The sequence below is a fragment of the Sphingobacterium populi genome (genome assembly GCF_001586775.1).
GTDB classification, from domain to species: domain Bacteria; phylum Bacteroidota; class Bacteroidia; order Sphingobacteriales; family Sphingobacteriaceae; genus Sphingobacterium; species Sphingobacterium populi.
Map to the genome: position 1 here is coordinate 488,972 of NZ_LQXS01000003.1, position 14,650 is coordinate 503,621.

The following is a 14,650-nucleotide window of genomic DNA, read 5'->3' on the forward strand; positions in this document are numbered from 1 at the left end:
ATTAGGCAGCTGTTAATAAAAATACGATATGAGATTTTTAAGCGCAATAGCGTTCATCTTTAATTTATGGGTTACAAGTGCTGCATTTGGTCAACTGCCGAATAAAGTCGGAAGTTTGATCACAGTAGATCGTAATGCATCAAACCTATCGAGCAGAGAAAATCCGCATGCAGGATTGACCTCCATTGTAGATAAGGAATCTTCTTTCTTTGTGCCATCTCGTGTTAATGCGCTCAATTATTTGAATAACCGACCAAATCTTCCAGATGTATTGAGCTGGGCGCCAAATTTTGCCTTAGTATCGCGTAGTATGGACTGGGGAGTCACATCGGGTGCTCAGCAATATCAGCGCACAGGCGCGATTAAGCGATATGGTCAATATGTGACGGTATGGCGTAGAGATAAAAAAGGTAAGTGGCGTGTGCATGTTCGTGCCGAAGTTGAAAACTATGGTAAACAGAAAGCGGCTGACCTAGAATATTTCGAGCCAGACGATAAGGATTATCTGAAGCACCGTTCGATGGTTCGCTTGAACCAACGGGAAGAAGTCGTTTTGCAAACAGATAAATTATTTTCACATATCTTGAAGGCTGATACGCGTACAGGATACGACGAGTTTTTGGCAGATGATGTACGCTATTATTTTCCTTGGCAACCTGAAATCGTTGGTCGAAAGAACGTAATTGATATGTTTACCAAAGAGCGAATCGAGATCGATACCGAAGCGGAAGATGTCGGGCGAGCATATAGTGGTGAATTTGCTTATACCTCTGGGACAGCTACCGTTGGATTGAAGGACAAAGTTGTCAAATTTAATTACGTACGCATTTGGCAACTCAAGAATGATTATCAATGGAAAGTCATTCTGGAGATGATGTTTGAAAGATAAGATACTATGGCAAAGATACGAGTAGGATTTGGATTTGATGTGCATCAAATGAAGGCTGATCACCCGTTTTGGGTAGGTGGAGTGCAATTAGAACACTATGCCGGAGCATATGGTCATTCGGATGCTGATGTTCTGATTCACGCAATCTGTGATGCCTTATTAGGAGCTGCTAATCTGGAAGATATTGGCTATCATTTTCCTAATACAGATGAAAAGTGGAAAGGAATTTCCAGTTTAGTTCTATTGGAAAAAACAGTTGAATTGATTGCCGAAAAGGGATGGAAAATGGAAAATATCGACGCTATGCTGTGTCTCGAAGCGCCAAAGATTAAACCCTATATTCCGCAAATGAAGCAAGCAATTTCTCAATATAGTGGGTTACCAGTTGAAGATATTTCAATAAAAGCCACAACCAATGAAACTTTGGGCTTCATTGGTCGTGAAGAGGGAGTGGTAGCTTACGCTGTTTGCTTAATTCAGAAAGATACGGTATAGATCTGGCATAGCGATCTTTTTGCAGATTTTCATTCAAACCAAATGAATTGCTTTTAAATCAATAAATTACCTAGCAGGGCGATTATATTCAGAGCAAATATGTAACTTAGAGCGTTAAGGGCACTTTTTGAGAAAAATCGCTCCAGCTTGCCTTTTGAATATAATCTATTATGAATGATTTACGATTATCTCGCGTAATTGATGGCATGCGTTTGCCGTTAGTTTATCTAGTTGTTGTTGCCCACTTGGTTCCCTTTACGCTTGTGAACGTTAATTTGCTGCCTAACAATAGCAATGAATTTTATGTGTTGCTTTCTGAAATGTTCTCCCATCATCTGGCAAAAATTCCAGTGAGATGTTATTTTTTAGTTTCAGGTTATTTTTTCTTTAAGAAATTTCAAGGCCAGCTCGTGGATTTTGGAATTAAGCAAATAAAAAGTCGTTTCAGACTATTGATAATCCCCTTTTTTGCCTGGAATATCATTATGATATTAGCCATTTTGTTCAAAAATCTAGTATTCTTAAAACTGGGTCGAGGGCTGGGAGAGGAATATTATTATCTAACGGAAATGTCGCTTTGGCGACATTTGTGGTCAGAGCCCATCAATTTCCCATTATGGTATATTAGAGATTTACTTTGCATGATGTTGGTATTTCCTGTAATACTATTTTTTATTAAATGGTCCAAACATTATGGAATTGTAGCGTTAGGGCTATTATACGTATCCATGATAGAATCTGGTGTGCCGGGTTTCAGTACCACAGCGATATTCTTTTTTAGCCTTGGAGCGTATTTTTCCCTTCAAAAGAAAGATATCTTAACCTTTGCGAGTAGCTTTAAATATTCCGTGGCGGCCATCGCTTTGGTGTTTTTGGTTGTTTCACTCTATAAGAATGGAGCGACAGACCAAGAGTATTACACCAGAGTATTTATTATTGGGGGAGTGATATCTATTATAAATCTGTTTGATTATTTAGAATCAAAAGACAGGTTACCGCAAAGCTTTTTGGGGTTGAGTTCTCTTTCTTTCTTCATTTATGTTGCGCATGAGGTATATATTATTAATTGGCTTAAAGGTTTTTTCTATAATCTCGCTATTTATGAAAATGGCTGGGTAAAGATTGCTAGTTATTTTATTATCCCCATTATCTGTATTGCAATTTGTACACTGCTGTTCAGATTATTGCAAAAATTTTTACCACGTTTTACTACTTTTATTTTAGGAGGAAGATTAGCCGATTATAAGTATGCTAAATCAGATAAGGCAACACTCGAACAGCAAGTGCTCCCAGTTACACCGTCAAGAAAGTAGAGTTGTTGAGCGCTGTATAAGCTTTTGTCCGTTGTGGTTGACTACGCAAAACACATGATTGTACGTTCCAAAAGATCGTTTTAGTCCGTAACAATTCCCATGAATAATTAGCATGGAAAGGAATTGGTTCTTCGATTTTTTATAAATTGCCGTCACTAAGACTAACACGATCAGAGTGACTATGAACAAATCTTCTTTATTATCTTTACTACTTTTAGCTTCGGTCGTTTTCCAAAGCCAAGGACAAGAAAATCTTACCTATCAAAAACCTCCAACCGAAATCCTTGAATTGCTGGAAGCAAAAAATACTCCGGCCGTACAATTTAATCGCAAGGTGATAAAATGCTGTTGTTGGAGCGTCCAGATTTTATCACGATTGAGGATGCCGCGCAGCCGATCATCGGACTGGCTGGATTGCGTGTCAACCCGAGCAATTCTACCTCTATCGGAGGAGTGAGCTATGCTGGTATACAAGTGCAAGATTTAAAATCCAACGAAGTGCATGAAATTGGCGGTCTTCCTATCAATCCGCGCATCAGCAATCTACAATTTAACGCCGATGAAACGAAATTAGCCTTTTTAAATGCCACGACAGATGGCGTTAGCCTTTGGGTTATCGATTTGGCTAAATACCAAGCGCAGCGTGTTGGCGATTTTTTCGTGAACGATATCATGGGTGCCAGTGCATTTTGGAAAGACAATACGTCACTTTATGTACTTCGTATTCCGGATCGTGGTGCGGCTCCTTCGGCTAGCTTGACCCCTACAGGTCCGGTCGTACAAGAAAATTTAGGCAAAGCAGCACCGTCACGCACCTATCAAAACCTGTTGCGTAATGAGTCTGATGTCCGCCTTTTCGATTATTATCTCAATGCACAACTTGCTGAAGTGCAGCTGGATGGCCAAGTGAAAGATATCGCTGCACCGGCCATTTATAGAAATGTGTCTAAATCTCCAGATGGGAAATACCTGATGGCAACTACAATCAAAAAGCCCTATTCTTACCTCGTATCGGTCGCTTCTTTTCCGTATCAAATCGATATATTGGATCAATCTGGTGCTGTGGTCAAAGCATTGTATACTGCGCCATTGGCAGAGAGCGTTCCATTAGGATTTGATTCTACTGTACCAGGTTATCGTAATTTTGCTTGGAGAGCAGATCAGCCTGCCACGGTGTATTGGGCCAATGCGCTGGATGAAGGCAATAGCCGTACCGAAGTACCATTCCGCGACGAAGTGTTGCAATTAGCTGCACCGTTCACCGGTGTGTCAACGCAATTTGCAAAGACGACATTGCGTTATGCAGGGATCACATGGTTTGATAAGGATTATGCTGTACTCTCCGAACGTTGGCGCGCGAATAGACGCGTAAAGAATAGTTTGATTTCAAGTAAAGATGGTCAGGAAATCAAAGTCATTGAAGAGCGCTCGTCTGAAGATGCCTATGCAGATCCAGGACGTTTCGTCCTCGCGGACAATGATTATCACCGTGCAGTTATCCTTACCGATAAAGGAAAAAGCCCGACTGTTTTTACGACCTCCGATGGGGCATCTCCCGAAGGCGATCGTCCATTTTTATTAAAATGGAACTTGATGAACGGACAAAAGGATACCTTGTTCCGCTCGCGCGGCGAATGGTACGAAAGTCCAGTTTACTTCAAGAACGATGGCACATTGATTATCTCTCGTGAATCGCAAACAGAAGTACCCAACTATCAGCGTGTAGCTTTGAAGTCGCGCAAGATGACGCCAATTACGCGTTTTACCAACCCTTATCCTTCTTTTGAAGGCGTGCAGAAACAGCAACTTTCATATCCTCGCAAAGATGGGTTGAGCCTTACGGGAACCTTGTATTTGCCAAAAGGTTATCAGAAATCGGATGGCCCATTGCCTTTGTTGATGTGGGCTTATCCTCGCGAATTCAAAACTGCTGACGCGGCCAGCCAAGTTAAAGGTTCACCGTATCGTTTCACGCGTATTTCTTGGGGATCGCCGATTTATTGGGTCAACCGAGGTTACGCGATTTTGGATAACGCTGATATGCCCATCGTAGGAGAGGGGACGGCGGAGCCGAATGATACATTTGTGCCGCAATTGCAAGCCAATGCCGAAGCAGCTATCAACTATCTTTCTGAAGCTGGTTATGTAGATCGCCAACGTGTTGGTGTTGGCGGACACTCTTACGGCGCATTTATGACGGCCAACCTTCTAGCTCATACCGACTTGTTTGCTGCAGGTTTGGCACGTAGTGGTGCGTACAATCGTACGTTTACGCCATTTGGATTTCAGGCCGAGGAGCGAACCTATTGGCAAGCGCCAGAGGTTTACAAGACTATGTCGCCATTTAGTTATGCGGACAAGATCAAAACGCCGATTTTGTTCATTCATGGTATGGATGACGAAAATTCAGGCACATTTCCTATTCAGTCCGAACGCTTCTATAATGCGATCAAAGGACACGGAGGTACAGCACGTTTGGTATTTCTACCGAAAGAATTTCACGGATACCGTGCCAAAGAATCCATTATGCACACCCTGTGGGAGATGGATCAATGGTTAGAGAAATACGTTAAGAATAAGAAATAAACAGACATAAAAAAAATCCGCTGCTCCAGCGGATTTTTTTATTATTTGGTGTTGAGGTTCGTCATGGTGAGCTCAATGCCGATATTGACGAAGCTATGTACCATCTTCACACTGTGTTCTATCAGTGCTGGCAAAGTCTTCATTTCATCTGAGTCAAAAGGCCCCAGCACATAATCTACTTGACGGCCTTTGGGATAATTATCACTGATGCCAAACTTCAACCGGGGATAATCTTGACCACCACAAAGCTGCTCAATAGATTTCAGTCCATTGTGTCCGGCAGCACTGCCTTTTGGTTTGATACGGAGTGATCCAAATGGGATAGCCAGATCATCGACGATCACTAGAATATTTTGCTTTGGCACTTTCAGTGCGTGCATCCAGTAATTCACGGCTTTGCCACTGAGATTCATAAAGGTGGTTGGTTTAATCACGTGCACATTATGCCCGCGCTGCCTGAATTCGGTGTAATATGCATATTTCAGCGTAGACCAAGTGGTGCCAGCTTGATTAGCTAACTCATCAGCCACCATAAATCCAATATTATGTCTTGTATCCGCATATTCGCGTCCGATATTTCCCAGACCAACGATAAGGTAATTCATGCTGTAAAAGTAAATATAAACTCAGATTGTACCAAGATCTTACAAAAGACAAAAGGCATCGAAAATCGATGCCTTCTGACGTTCAACGTGTGTTAAACTTATTTTTTTCCGCCTTTAGCTGCTTTAGCTGCTTCTTGCTCTGCTTGACGCAATGCACGCGACATGATAACAGATACAATGGTATCATCAGAATTGTTCAACACTTTGGCGTCTGTCAATTCTACTTGTCTTACGCGGTAAGATTTACCTACTTCTAAACCATCCATAGGAACTTCGATAGTTTGTGGAAGGTTGTTAGGCAATGCTTTCACGCGAAGGTTGCGTAATTTTTGTACTAATTTACCACCCATTTTCACACCTGGAGAAGTACCAGTTAATGTTACAGGGATGTTTACTGTTACTTCTTTGTCGTCGAACAATTCTAAGAAGTCTACGTGAGTAACCTGATCGGTCAACGGGTGGAATTGTGCTTCTTGAACGACCGCTCTTGTCTTTTTACCGTTGATATCCAATTCGATGAATACCACATCTGCAGTATAAAGAGCAGGTTTCAAATCAGCTGCGGATACAGAAAGGTGAGTTTGCTCTTTACCTCCGTAAAGAACTGCAGGGATATTTCCCTCGTAACGCAATTCCTTTGCATCTCTTTTCCCTACGTTCTGTCTAACAGAACCGCTAATAGCAATTGATTTCATGTTTAATTTATTAAAATTTGAGGTGCAAAGATAATTTTATTTATCTTAAATTTCAAACAAATCCGAAATAGATCCGTGTTCGTTCACATTTCGAATAGCATTAGCGAACAGTTTATCGGTAGAAAGTACCTTAATCTTGTCGCATAAGTGCTTTTTATCTGGATGTAGTTGGATCGTGTCGCTTACAATCATCTCCGTCAATACCGAGTTTTGAATTGTTTCGTAAGCCTTGCCCGATAATACGGCATGTGTACACACGGCGCGTACCGAACGTGCGCCGTTTTCCATTATCAGCGCAGCCGCTTTAGAAAGTGTGCCCGCTGTATCACAAATATCATCAATCAATACTACATCTTGACCGGTAACTTCACCAATAATCGACATAGACTCGATTTCATTTGCACGTTTACGGCGTTTGTCACAGATAATAACCTCTGCATTGAAGTATTTTGCAAAAGTACGTGCGCGGTAAGAGCCTCCCATATCTGGTGATGCGATGGTTAGATTTGGCAAGTTTAGCGATTTGATGTACGGCACGAAAATAATAGCACCATCCAAATGATCTACCGGGATGTCAAAAAAACCTTGAATCTGAGCAGCGTGCAAATCCATAGTCATAATGCGGTGCGCACCTGCGGCAGTTACGAGGTTAGCCATCAATTTGGCGCCGATTGCTACACGCGGCTTGTCTTTACGATCTTGTCTGGCATAGCCAAAATAAGGGACTACAGCGGTAATGTAATGAGCGGAAGCACGCTTAGCGGCATCGATCATTAATAGTAGTTCCACCAGATTGTCGTTTGGCTGGTTGGTGGACTGGACGATAAAAACGTCGCTTCCACGTACAGATTCATTGTAAAATGGCTGAATTTCGCCGTCAGAGAATTCGGATACAGTTACATCTCCGAGAGGTTTACCGTAGCTTTTAGAAATTTTGTCGGCCAACTCACGAGATCGTGAACCAGCGAATAATTTTACGGTATTGAATTGCAAAGGCATGATATAGTATGTTTTAGCTGTCTTGCACTTGAAAGTTATCGGGGGTCAAAGTTAGATAAATGTTTTTTAATAGTTATACTAAAACTCAAATGAAATGGAGGGAGGCTATGGCTATAAAAAACAAAAAGTTGAGTTCGTTAAAACTCAACTTTTTGTTGCCCGACCTGGATTCGAACCAAGACAAACAGTACCAAAAACTGTCGTACTACCCTTATACTATCGGGCAAGCTTATCAAGGTTAAGGATGTGTTCCTTTGTTTTGATGATGCAAATATAGAGCGTTTTTTGATTTGTCCAAAATTATTCTTGCTAATTTTTTGTATCTCCCTTGATTTTCAAATGAATAAATTTTCATACCACCTCCGGTACAATGCCGATGATAGCCTGCCAGCAGTCAAACCGTTAAAAAATGCTATATAAATTCTTTTATAGAGGACTAATCCTTATTTTCGAAGCGAAAAAGCAAAATAATCTTATCATTAGATATGAACTATAGTAAAATTAATAATTGGTTTGGTTGGTTATGTGCTGCCATAGCGACGCTTACCTATGTGTTGACTGCTGAGCGGACGACGAGTTGGTGGGATACGGGTGAGTTTATCGCATCTGCTTACAAAATGCAGATTGTACATCAACCCGGAGCACCATTGTTTTTGATGATCCAAAACCTCTTCTCCAATCTTGCTATGGGCGATACGGCACGTATTGCATTCTGGATGAATATTGGTTCGGCCGTATGTAGCGGATTGACGATCCTTTTTCTTTTTTGGAGTATCACTGCATTAGCGCGAAAAATTTATACACGCTCGTACCAAGACCAAGACATTTCTACTATAGCGTTGGTTCGTATAATGGGAGCCGGTGTCGTCGGAGCACTAGCCTACACGTTTACCGATACGTTTTGGTTTTCAGCCGTAGAATCAGAGGTGTATGCTATGTCGTCTTTGTGTACTGCAGTTGTTTTCTGGGCTATTTTGAAATGGGAAGCTGTAGCAGATGAACCGGGCGCAGATCGGTGGCTGATCCTAATAGCGTACATTATGGGGCTATCAATCGCAGTCCATTTACTTAATTTGTTGGTCATCCCAGCAATCGCTTTAGTTATCTATTTCAGAAGGACAAATCAAGTCACAACCAAAGGCGTGGTCAAGGCCTTAGCCATCGGTGTACTTGTTTTAGCTTTTGTTTTGTGGGGTGTTATTCAATTCTCCATCAAATTTGCGGCATACTTTGATCTGTTTTTTGTAAATAGCTTAGGGCTGGGCTTTGGTACAGGTGCTGCGTTTTTTGCGGTAGTGGTAGTTGCAGCGTTGATCTATGGTATATATTACTCGATCAAAGCTGCGAAACCGATATTGAATATTGCCTTAGTGTCGTTAGGTTTCATAATTTTTGGGTACAGTTCATTTGCGATGATTGTGATTCGCGCCAAAGCCAATCCATCACTCAATAATAGCGATCCAGATAATGCATTTACTTTCTTAAGCTACCTAAACCGGGAGCAATACGGGGATGAGCCATTATTAAAAGGTAAATACTTTGACGCGAAACCAACGGATGTATTCGAAGCCGGTAAAGTCTATCGTAAGGATGGCGATCGCTATGTCGTAGCGCGTACCAAAATGAAATATAGCTACGATCGAGAAACCTTATTCCCACGGATCTATTCGGAGCGTGCTCCTCATGTGCAAGTTTATAGAGATTTTTTAGGTTTGGGCCCAGATGAGCAGCCTACAATGGTAGACAACTTGAAATTTTTCTTCGGCTATCAGATCGGCCATATGTATAGCCGTTATTTCATGTGGAATTTTGTCGGCCGTCAGAATGATATACAAGGTCATACCTCTTATACGGAAGGTAACTGGATTTCGGGAATCAAAGCGATCGATAATATGCGCTTGGGTGGGCAGTATGAATTGCCGACCTCTGAACTGGAGAATTCTGCCCGTAATACGTATTTCTTTCTACCGCTAATACTAGGCTTGATCGGTGCGATTTGGCATTTTAAATATAAGCAACGCGATGCCGGCGTAGTAGGTTTACTTTTCTTCTTTACTGGATTGGCGATTGTACTGTATTTGAATCAAACTCCTTTACAGCCGCGTGAGCGTGATTATGCGTATGCAGGTTCATTTTATGCGTTCTGTATATGGATTGGTTTTGGAGTAATTGGTATTGCCGAATTTCTCTCCAAAAAGGTCAATCCAAAAACCGCTGGATACATCGCTGTCGGTGTATCGCTATTAGGAGCGCCAGTAATCTTAGCCAGTCAAAACTGGGACGATCACGATCGTTCGGAAAAATTCTTGGCACGTGATATGGCCAAAAATTACCTAGAATCTTGTGCGCCAAATGCGATTCTGTTTACCTACGGTGATAATGATACCTATCCGATTTGGTATATGCAGGAGGTTGAAGGTTTTCGTACCGATGTTCGCGTCGTGAATTTGAGTTTGTTGAGTTCAGATTGGTACATGAGGCAGATGATGCAGCCGGTCAACGATGCCGCAGCATTGCCGATAAATATAAACCCGGATAAAGTTAAAGACGGTCTGCGCGATGTGATCTATTATCAGGATCATCAAATTCCTGGTTATATCGATATTCAAGACATCTTAGCGATCATGCTGTCTGATAATCAGCAGAATATGGTGCAATTGCAAAGCGGCGAATACGTCAATTTATTACCAACTAAAAAAATGCAGTTGCAAGTAGATCGGAAAGCCGTCTTGGCCAATAATGTCGTGCCTAAACAATGGCAGGATGCTATTGTCGATACGATGCAGTGGGATTACAGCATGGAATACGTGAGTCGTGCAGAACTATCATTACTTTCTATTCTAGAAAATAACAATTGGGAACGTCCTATTTATTTTACAACAACTACACCATCAGATAATTACATTGGTCTTGATCGTTTTTTAGTTTCCGAAGGTTTTGCCTTGCGGCTGATGCCGGTCGCGCTGTCCGAATCAGAAGAAAATGGAGGTCCTACGGCCAATACGCTTCAAGTTTATGATAATATAATGAACAAGTATGTATGGGGCAACATTGCAGGATCGTCATACCTTGATCCAGATTCCTATCGCTACATCAGTATGTATGCTGGAAGTATATTTGGAGAGACAGCACAGGATCTATTAGTGATGGGCGAGCAGCAAAAAGCTAAAGACGTGGTGAATAATGCGTACGCTAACCTGCCAAGAAAAGTTTATAGTATGGGTGAAGTACTTAGCTATGTGCCGTTGGTGAGTGTGATGTATAGTGTAGGAGAGTCTACCAAAGCAAATGAAATTGTCAAGCGCAATTTGCAATATATACGTGAGAATTTACGGTATTATATGGCCGTAGCCGAAACCAAACCAAATCTCGAGTACCGCAACATGCGATTTGGATTGGCTTCCATCCAACGTTACCAAAATCTCCTGAATATGACCGATCAAAAGGAGTTACAGGCTGAAGCTGATAAATTATTTGAAACGTATAAATATTTGTACGGAGAGTAAGCCTTTTTGTATAAAAACATTGAGGGCCTGCTGAACAAATTTCAGCAGGCCCTCTTGCTTTTATAACCAAAAAATGGTATCTATATAAACAATAATTTATTCGCGGCAAATGATCGGCCTACATAGGAAGTAAACGTGAATAAATAAGGATTTTGAATGGTAAAGTAATCGATCTATGAAACAACAAAATGCAATTTGGCTGATGAGTTCAGCGTACGATCAATTAAATCAGCAGCAATTGGTAGAAAAGGCCGTGACCTTAGGCGTGCAAGGTATTGATCTTTGCGTATTTCGCAAAGACAGCGATCGTGCCGACCATACCGCGACCCATTTGGCGTACGAATCCTTTGAATCTGATGATGCGGACAGATTGATAGAGTTGTTTAATAAAAATGAACTAAGATTGTCGCTGGGCGCATTCGATAATATGATTGGAGGCGATGAAGCTGAACGGCAGAAAAATCAAAATCATCTGCTACGATTGATCCGCATTGCGCATTTATTAGGTGGTGATGCTAATGATATCCTCGTCGGCACTTTTGTCGGTTATAATCACGAGCTGGGGAACCAAGAGAACGGTTTTCAACGAAATTTGGACGAGTATAAACGTATCTTTGGGCCAATCGTACGCTATGCAGAAGATCTAGGTGTGACAATCGCATATGAAAATTGTCCGATGGAAGGTTGGCGCTCCGCACGATATACGTCAACATACAATAACCTCCCAGGTGTACTCGCTGCTCGCCGATTAATGTATGCGATGGTCGAAAGCAAAGCACATGGGGAGATTTATGATCCTTCTCACGATATTTGGCAGAATACCGATCCGGTGGCCGTTATTCAGCAGACTGATGTCACACGTCTAAAACGCATTCATGTTAAAACAACGAGAAATCTCAGCAATCCTGCACGAATTCAATGGGGCGGAATGTATCCTATGCACCACGTTGATGTTACTTTAGCAGAAAAAGCTGGAGTGTCGATTCCGCAAAATGATTGGGATAGACATCATTATGAAGCGATGTTGCCTGGGTTTGGAGGTAGCGATCATATGGATTGGAATGCATTTGTCAAAACTCTGCATGAGTGTGGGTACGGTGGTGTTTTTGAGATTGAGAACGAAGCTAAAAATTCGAAAGATACCGGAGTGCCAGCAGCTATCGATCAAGGTATCAAATCCTGTGTGAATTACCTCTCGCCATTATTGTGGCCACTTCGCGACATCGGTTACGTTCGCCCTGCTCATCAGCCTTTAAAGCACATAGCCACATCGAAAGTTCCAATAGTGGAAATGAAAAACTTATTATAATTTAATTCTCATTAAGTTTAAACAGTTCAATCAATTCAGGGATATTGCTTACATTTAGTTTTTCGAAAACTCTACTTTTATAAGTAGAAACTGTCGAAGAACTAAGCTGTAATACATTCGAAACTTCGAGTATACCGAGGCCATCAATCAGATGTTTGGCCACGTCCATCTCGCGATTAGAAAGTTTAAGTAAAGGATTGATCTTCTGAACTTCGTTTTTATTAGATATAAGTTTTTGGATGTATAGATCGCGAACCGTGTCAGACATATATTTTCCAAGTTCTTGTACAGTTTGGATCGCAATTTTAAGCTCCTCCATAGCCGTGTTTTTGTTAAGATATCCGCAGGCGCCTTCCTGGATATATCTTAGCGCATATAGGTGCTCGTCATAAGAAGAAAACACCAGTATCTTGAGATCAGGCTGTATTTGCAATATTTCCTTAATTACCCTTATATTATTTCCTCCGGGCATATTTATGTCGAGCAAAAGCAAATCAAAACTTTGCTCCGTTAGTTTGTGATAGACTTCATCATATGTTTCCGCCTGCACAATGACGACATTTTTTATCAATCCCGAAATAATAACGGAAGCACCTAGCCTCACAATACTATGATCATCTGCAATTAATATATTTTTCATCCAATGTATACTACAAGCAACCTGTTAAACTACTGCAATTTAATCAAATCTTTACAAGTTGATGTGGCTAATTGTAAAATACTCTTAAAGTTGGTGAAAATTGTTATGATATGATGTTTTTGCTTAAAGGCCTTTGTAATGTCGAAAATATGTACAACTTTGTATTTGTAAATATTATTTATGTCTAAATTATTCTACACATGGGGATTTTAAAAGAGTTTAGAGAATTTGCCTTGCGTGGCAATGTGATCGATTTAGCAGTGGGTGTGGTCATCGGTGGCGCCTTCGGCAAAATTGTTACTTCACTTGTTGATGATATTATTATGCCGCCAATTGGTTTTCTTACTGGCGGTGTTGATTTTTCGCAATTGAAATACATCATTCGAGAAGCTAATGAAGCAGAGGGACTGACGCAAGTAGCCATTACCTATGGTAACTTTGTGAATGTAGTTATTCAGTTTCTTATTATTGCTTTCTGTATTTTTATAGTGATTAAAGGACTGAATTCGTTGAAAAAGAAAGAAGAGATCAAAGAAGAAAATACATTGCCAGTACCTACCAAGGAGGAAACCTTACTTACGGAGATTAGAGATATTCTTAAAAATAAGTAGAGAACCTGTCTTGCAGTACGATTCCCCGGCGGGGATATAAAAAAGTATAGGATTAATTTGTATTATTTCGATTTAAACTTTACTTTTGCATTCCTGTTTTAGAGAAACATAGGGTTTTTAAATCGAAATAATTAAGCATATATAAAGCGTCATGAAAAGAACATTTCAGCCATCGCAGCGGAAAAGAAGAAACAAACATGGTTTCAAAGAGCGTATGAGTACAGCCAATGGTAAAAGAGTATTGGCATCTCGTAGAGCTAAGGGAAGAAAACGCCTTACTGTATCTGACGAGTACCGTCACAAAGGATAAGGGCGCTTCTGCGGCCGGTTTGTGTCCGTGCTCGGTGATCTAACGGATAGATTGTTCGGATGCAAATGAATACTTTTAAGAAAGAAGAACGATTGTGTAGCGTCAGACTTATTCAAAGTCTGTTTCACAGTGGTTCTTCTTTTGTTGTATATCCCTTTCGTGTGGTTTACCACATTGAAGATCATGAGGTGGGTAGAGCTCAAGTTCTTATTTCGGTATCTAAGCGGAGATTCAAACTGGCGGTTACTAGAAATAGTATCAAGCGCCGCTTACGCGAAGCTTATAGATTAGAAAAAGCGGGGAAGCTGCTACCCTTCTTACATGATCGTAAGCAATATCTAGCGTTTGCGATCCAATATATCGGTAAGCAAGAGGAGGCTGTTGTACCTATGCTACGCGAAAAGATGATTACAGTATTTAAAAAAATCCAACATGAGAGCGATCGCATGGATCAGCACCTATCTGATTAAGATTCCGTTGCAATATATCTTCATCGGCATCATTCGCTTTTATCAAATTTTTATCTCCCCATTCCTAGGCGCAAACTGTCGGTACACGCCAACCTGTTCGCAATATGGCAAGGAAGCCATATTGAAGTACGGACCTTTCAAAGGTGGTTGGCTAGCAATCAAAAGAATCGGTCGTTGTCATCCTTGGGGCGGTCACGGGCCAGATCCGGTACCTTAGTTTTT

The 14,650-nt window shown here is 41.1% G+C and carries 14 protein-coding genes and 1 tRNA gene; 10 read left to right on the forward strand and 5 right to left on the reverse strand.

The window, feature by feature from the left end:
• Positions 1-28 precede the first annotated feature (28 nt).
• The 4 genes from A0125_RS10010 (at position 29) to A0125_RS10025 (ending at position 5,283) form a co-directional block, all read left to right on the forward strand.
• Positions 29-889, forward strand: a complete 861-nt coding sequence (locus A0125_RS10010; RefSeq protein ID WP_066755159.1) for a DUF4440 domain-containing protein — start codon at positions 29-31, stop codon at positions 887-889.
• A gap of 6 nt (positions 890-895) precedes the next feature.
• The gene (gene ispF / locus A0125_RS10015; RefSeq protein ID WP_066755160.1) at positions 896-1,384 is read left to right on the forward strand and encodes a 2-C-methyl-D-erythritol 2,4-cyclodiphosphate synthase; all 489 of its coding nucleotides are present in this window, start codon (positions 896-898) and stop codon (positions 1,382-1,384) included.
• Positions 1,385-1,554: 170 nt separating this feature from the next.
• A complete protein-coding gene (locus tag A0125_RS10020) occupies positions 1,555-2,697 on the forward strand; it encodes an acyltransferase family protein (RefSeq protein ID WP_066755162.1) in 1,143 nt (380 codons plus the stop codon).
• Positions 2,698-3,039: 342 nt separating this feature from the next.
• Positions 3,040-5,283, forward strand: a complete 2,244-nt coding sequence (locus A0125_RS10025) for an alpha/beta hydrolase family protein (protein ID WP_156472504.1) — start codon at positions 3,040-3,042, stop codon at positions 5,281-5,283.
• A gap of 41 nt (positions 5,284-5,324) precedes the next feature.
• Here the strand turns inward: A0125_RS10025 and pth are convergent, their stop codons facing one another.
• The 4 genes from pth to A0125_RS10045 all read right to left on the reverse strand — a co-directional run bounded on the left by pth (position 5,325) and on the right by A0125_RS10045 (position 7,808).
• On the reverse strand, positions 5,325-5,888 hold the full coding sequence (gene pth / locus A0125_RS10030) for an aminoacyl-tRNA hydrolase (RefSeq protein WP_066755164.1): 564 nt from the start codon (positions 5,886-5,888) through the stop codon (positions 5,325-5,327).
• A 98-nt stretch (positions 5,889-5,986) separates the two neighbouring features.
• A complete protein-coding gene (locus A0125_RS10035) occupies positions 5,987-6,583 on the reverse strand; it encodes a 50S ribosomal protein L25 (protein WP_066755168.1) in 597 nt (198 codons plus the stop codon).
• 45 nt (positions 6,584-6,628) lie between these two features.
• Positions 6,629-7,582 carry a ribose-phosphate pyrophosphokinase gene (locus A0125_RS10040; RefSeq protein WP_066755170.1) on the reverse strand — a complete coding sequence of 318 codons (954 nt, stop codon included), beginning with the start codon at positions 7,580-7,582 and terminating at the stop codon, positions 6,629-6,631.
• A gap of 155 nt (positions 7,583-7,737) precedes the next feature.
• Positions 7,738-7,808 (reverse strand) — tRNA-Gln (locus A0125_RS10045).
• A gap of 259 nt (positions 7,809-8,067) precedes the next feature.
• Between A0125_RS10045 and A0125_RS10050 the strand changes: the two genes are divergently transcribed.
• Complete coding sequence (locus A0125_RS10050) at positions 8,068-11,088, forward strand: glycosyltransferase family 117 protein (protein WP_082784995.1); 3,021 nt, start codon at positions 8,068-8,070, stop codon at positions 11,086-11,088.
• A 175-nt stretch (positions 11,089-11,263) separates the two neighbouring features.
• Positions 11,264-12,397 carry a sugar phosphate isomerase/epimerase family protein gene (locus tag A0125_RS10055; protein ID WP_066755172.1) on the forward strand — a complete coding sequence of 378 codons (1,134 nt, stop codon included), beginning with the start codon at positions 11,264-11,266 and terminating at the stop codon, positions 12,395-12,397.
• A 1-nt stretch (position 12,398) separates the two neighbouring features.
• On the opposite strand, the gene A0125_RS10060 is transcribed toward A0125_RS10055, so the two are convergent.
• On the reverse strand, positions 12,399-13,037 hold the full coding sequence (locus tag A0125_RS10060) for a response regulator transcription factor (RefSeq protein WP_066755174.1): 639 nt from the start codon (positions 13,035-13,037) through the stop codon (positions 12,399-12,401).
• A 200-nt stretch (positions 13,038-13,237) separates the two neighbouring features.
• Between A0125_RS10060 and mscL the strand changes: the two genes are divergently transcribed.
• From mscL to yidD, 4 genes are all read left to right on the forward strand, one after another.
• Entirely contained in the window at positions 13,238-13,648 is a 411-nt protein-coding gene (gene mscL, locus A0125_RS10065; protein ID WP_066755176.1) for a large-conductance mechanosensitive channel protein MscL, read from the forward strand.
• Between the two features lie 151 nt (positions 13,649-13,799).
• Positions 13,800-13,958, forward strand: coding sequence for a 50S ribosomal protein L34 (rpmH, locus tag A0125_RS15405; protein ID WP_082784996.1), 159 nt, complete (start codon positions 13,800-13,802; stop codon positions 13,956-13,958).
• 59 nt (positions 13,959-14,017) lie between these two features.
• Positions 14,018-14,428 carry a ribonuclease P protein component gene (locus A0125_RS10070; protein ID WP_066755178.1) on the forward strand — a complete coding sequence of 137 codons (411 nt, stop codon included), beginning with the start codon at positions 14,018-14,020 and terminating at the stop codon, positions 14,426-14,428.
• On the forward strand, positions 14,391-14,645 hold the full coding sequence (gene yidD, locus A0125_RS15410) for a membrane protein insertion efficiency factor YidD (protein ID WP_082784997.1): 255 nt from the start codon (positions 14,391-14,393) through the stop codon (positions 14,643-14,645). The genes A0125_RS10070 and yidD overlap by 38 nt, the downstream gene beginning before the upstream one ends.
• Positions 14,646-14,650: the final 5 nt, after the last annotated feature.

Bases quoted from the DNA above. Each gene is read 5' to 3' on its own strand.
- A0125_RS10010 (WP_066755159.1), top strand. From the start codon at position 29: ATGAGATTTTTAAGCGCAATAGCGTTCATCTTTAATTTATGGGTTACA.
- ispF (WP_066755160.1), top strand. From the start codon at position 896: ATGGCAAAGATACGAGTAGGATTTGGATTTGATGTGCATCAAATGAAG.
- A0125_RS10020 (WP_066755162.1), top strand. From the start codon at position 1,555: ATGAATGATTTACGATTATCTCGCGTAATTGATGGCATGCGTTTGCCG.
- A0125_RS10025 (WP_156472504.1), top strand. From the start codon at position 3,040: ATGCTGTTGTTGGAGCGTCCAGATTTTATCACGATTGAGGATGCCGCG.
- pth (WP_066755164.1), bottom strand. From the start codon at position 5,888: ATGAATTACCTTATCGTTGGTCTGGGAAATATCGGACGCGAATATGCG.
- A0125_RS10035 (WP_066755168.1), bottom strand. From the start codon at position 6,583: ATGAAATCAATTGCTATTAGCGGTTCTGTTAGACAGAACGTAGGGAAA.
- A0125_RS10040 (WP_066755170.1), bottom strand. From the start codon at position 7,582: ATGCCTTTGCAATTCAATACCGTAAAATTATTCGCTGGTTCACGATCT.
- A0125_RS10050 (WP_082784995.1), top strand. From the start codon at position 8,068: ATGAACTATAGTAAAATTAATAATTGGTTTGGTTGGTTATGTGCTGCC.
- A0125_RS10055 (WP_066755172.1), top strand. From the start codon at position 11,264: ATGAAACAACAAAATGCAATTTGGCTGATGAGTTCAGCGTACGATCAA.
- A0125_RS10060 (WP_066755174.1), bottom strand. From the start codon at position 13,037: ATGAAAAATATATTAATTGCAGATGATCATAGTATTGTGAGGCTAGGT.
- mscL (WP_066755176.1), top strand. From the start codon at position 13,238: ATGGGGATTTTAAAAGAGTTTAGAGAATTTGCCTTGCGTGGCAATGTG.
- rpmH (WP_082784996.1), top strand. From the start codon at position 13,800: ATGAAAAGAACATTTCAGCCATCGCAGCGGAAAAGAAGAAACAAACAT.
- A0125_RS10070 (WP_066755178.1), top strand. From the start codon at position 14,018: ATGCAAATGAATACTTTTAAGAAAGAAGAACGATTGTGTAGCGTCAGA.
- yidD (WP_082784997.1), top strand. From the start codon at position 14,391: ATGAGAGCGATCGCATGGATCAGCACCTATCTGATTAAGATTCCGTTG.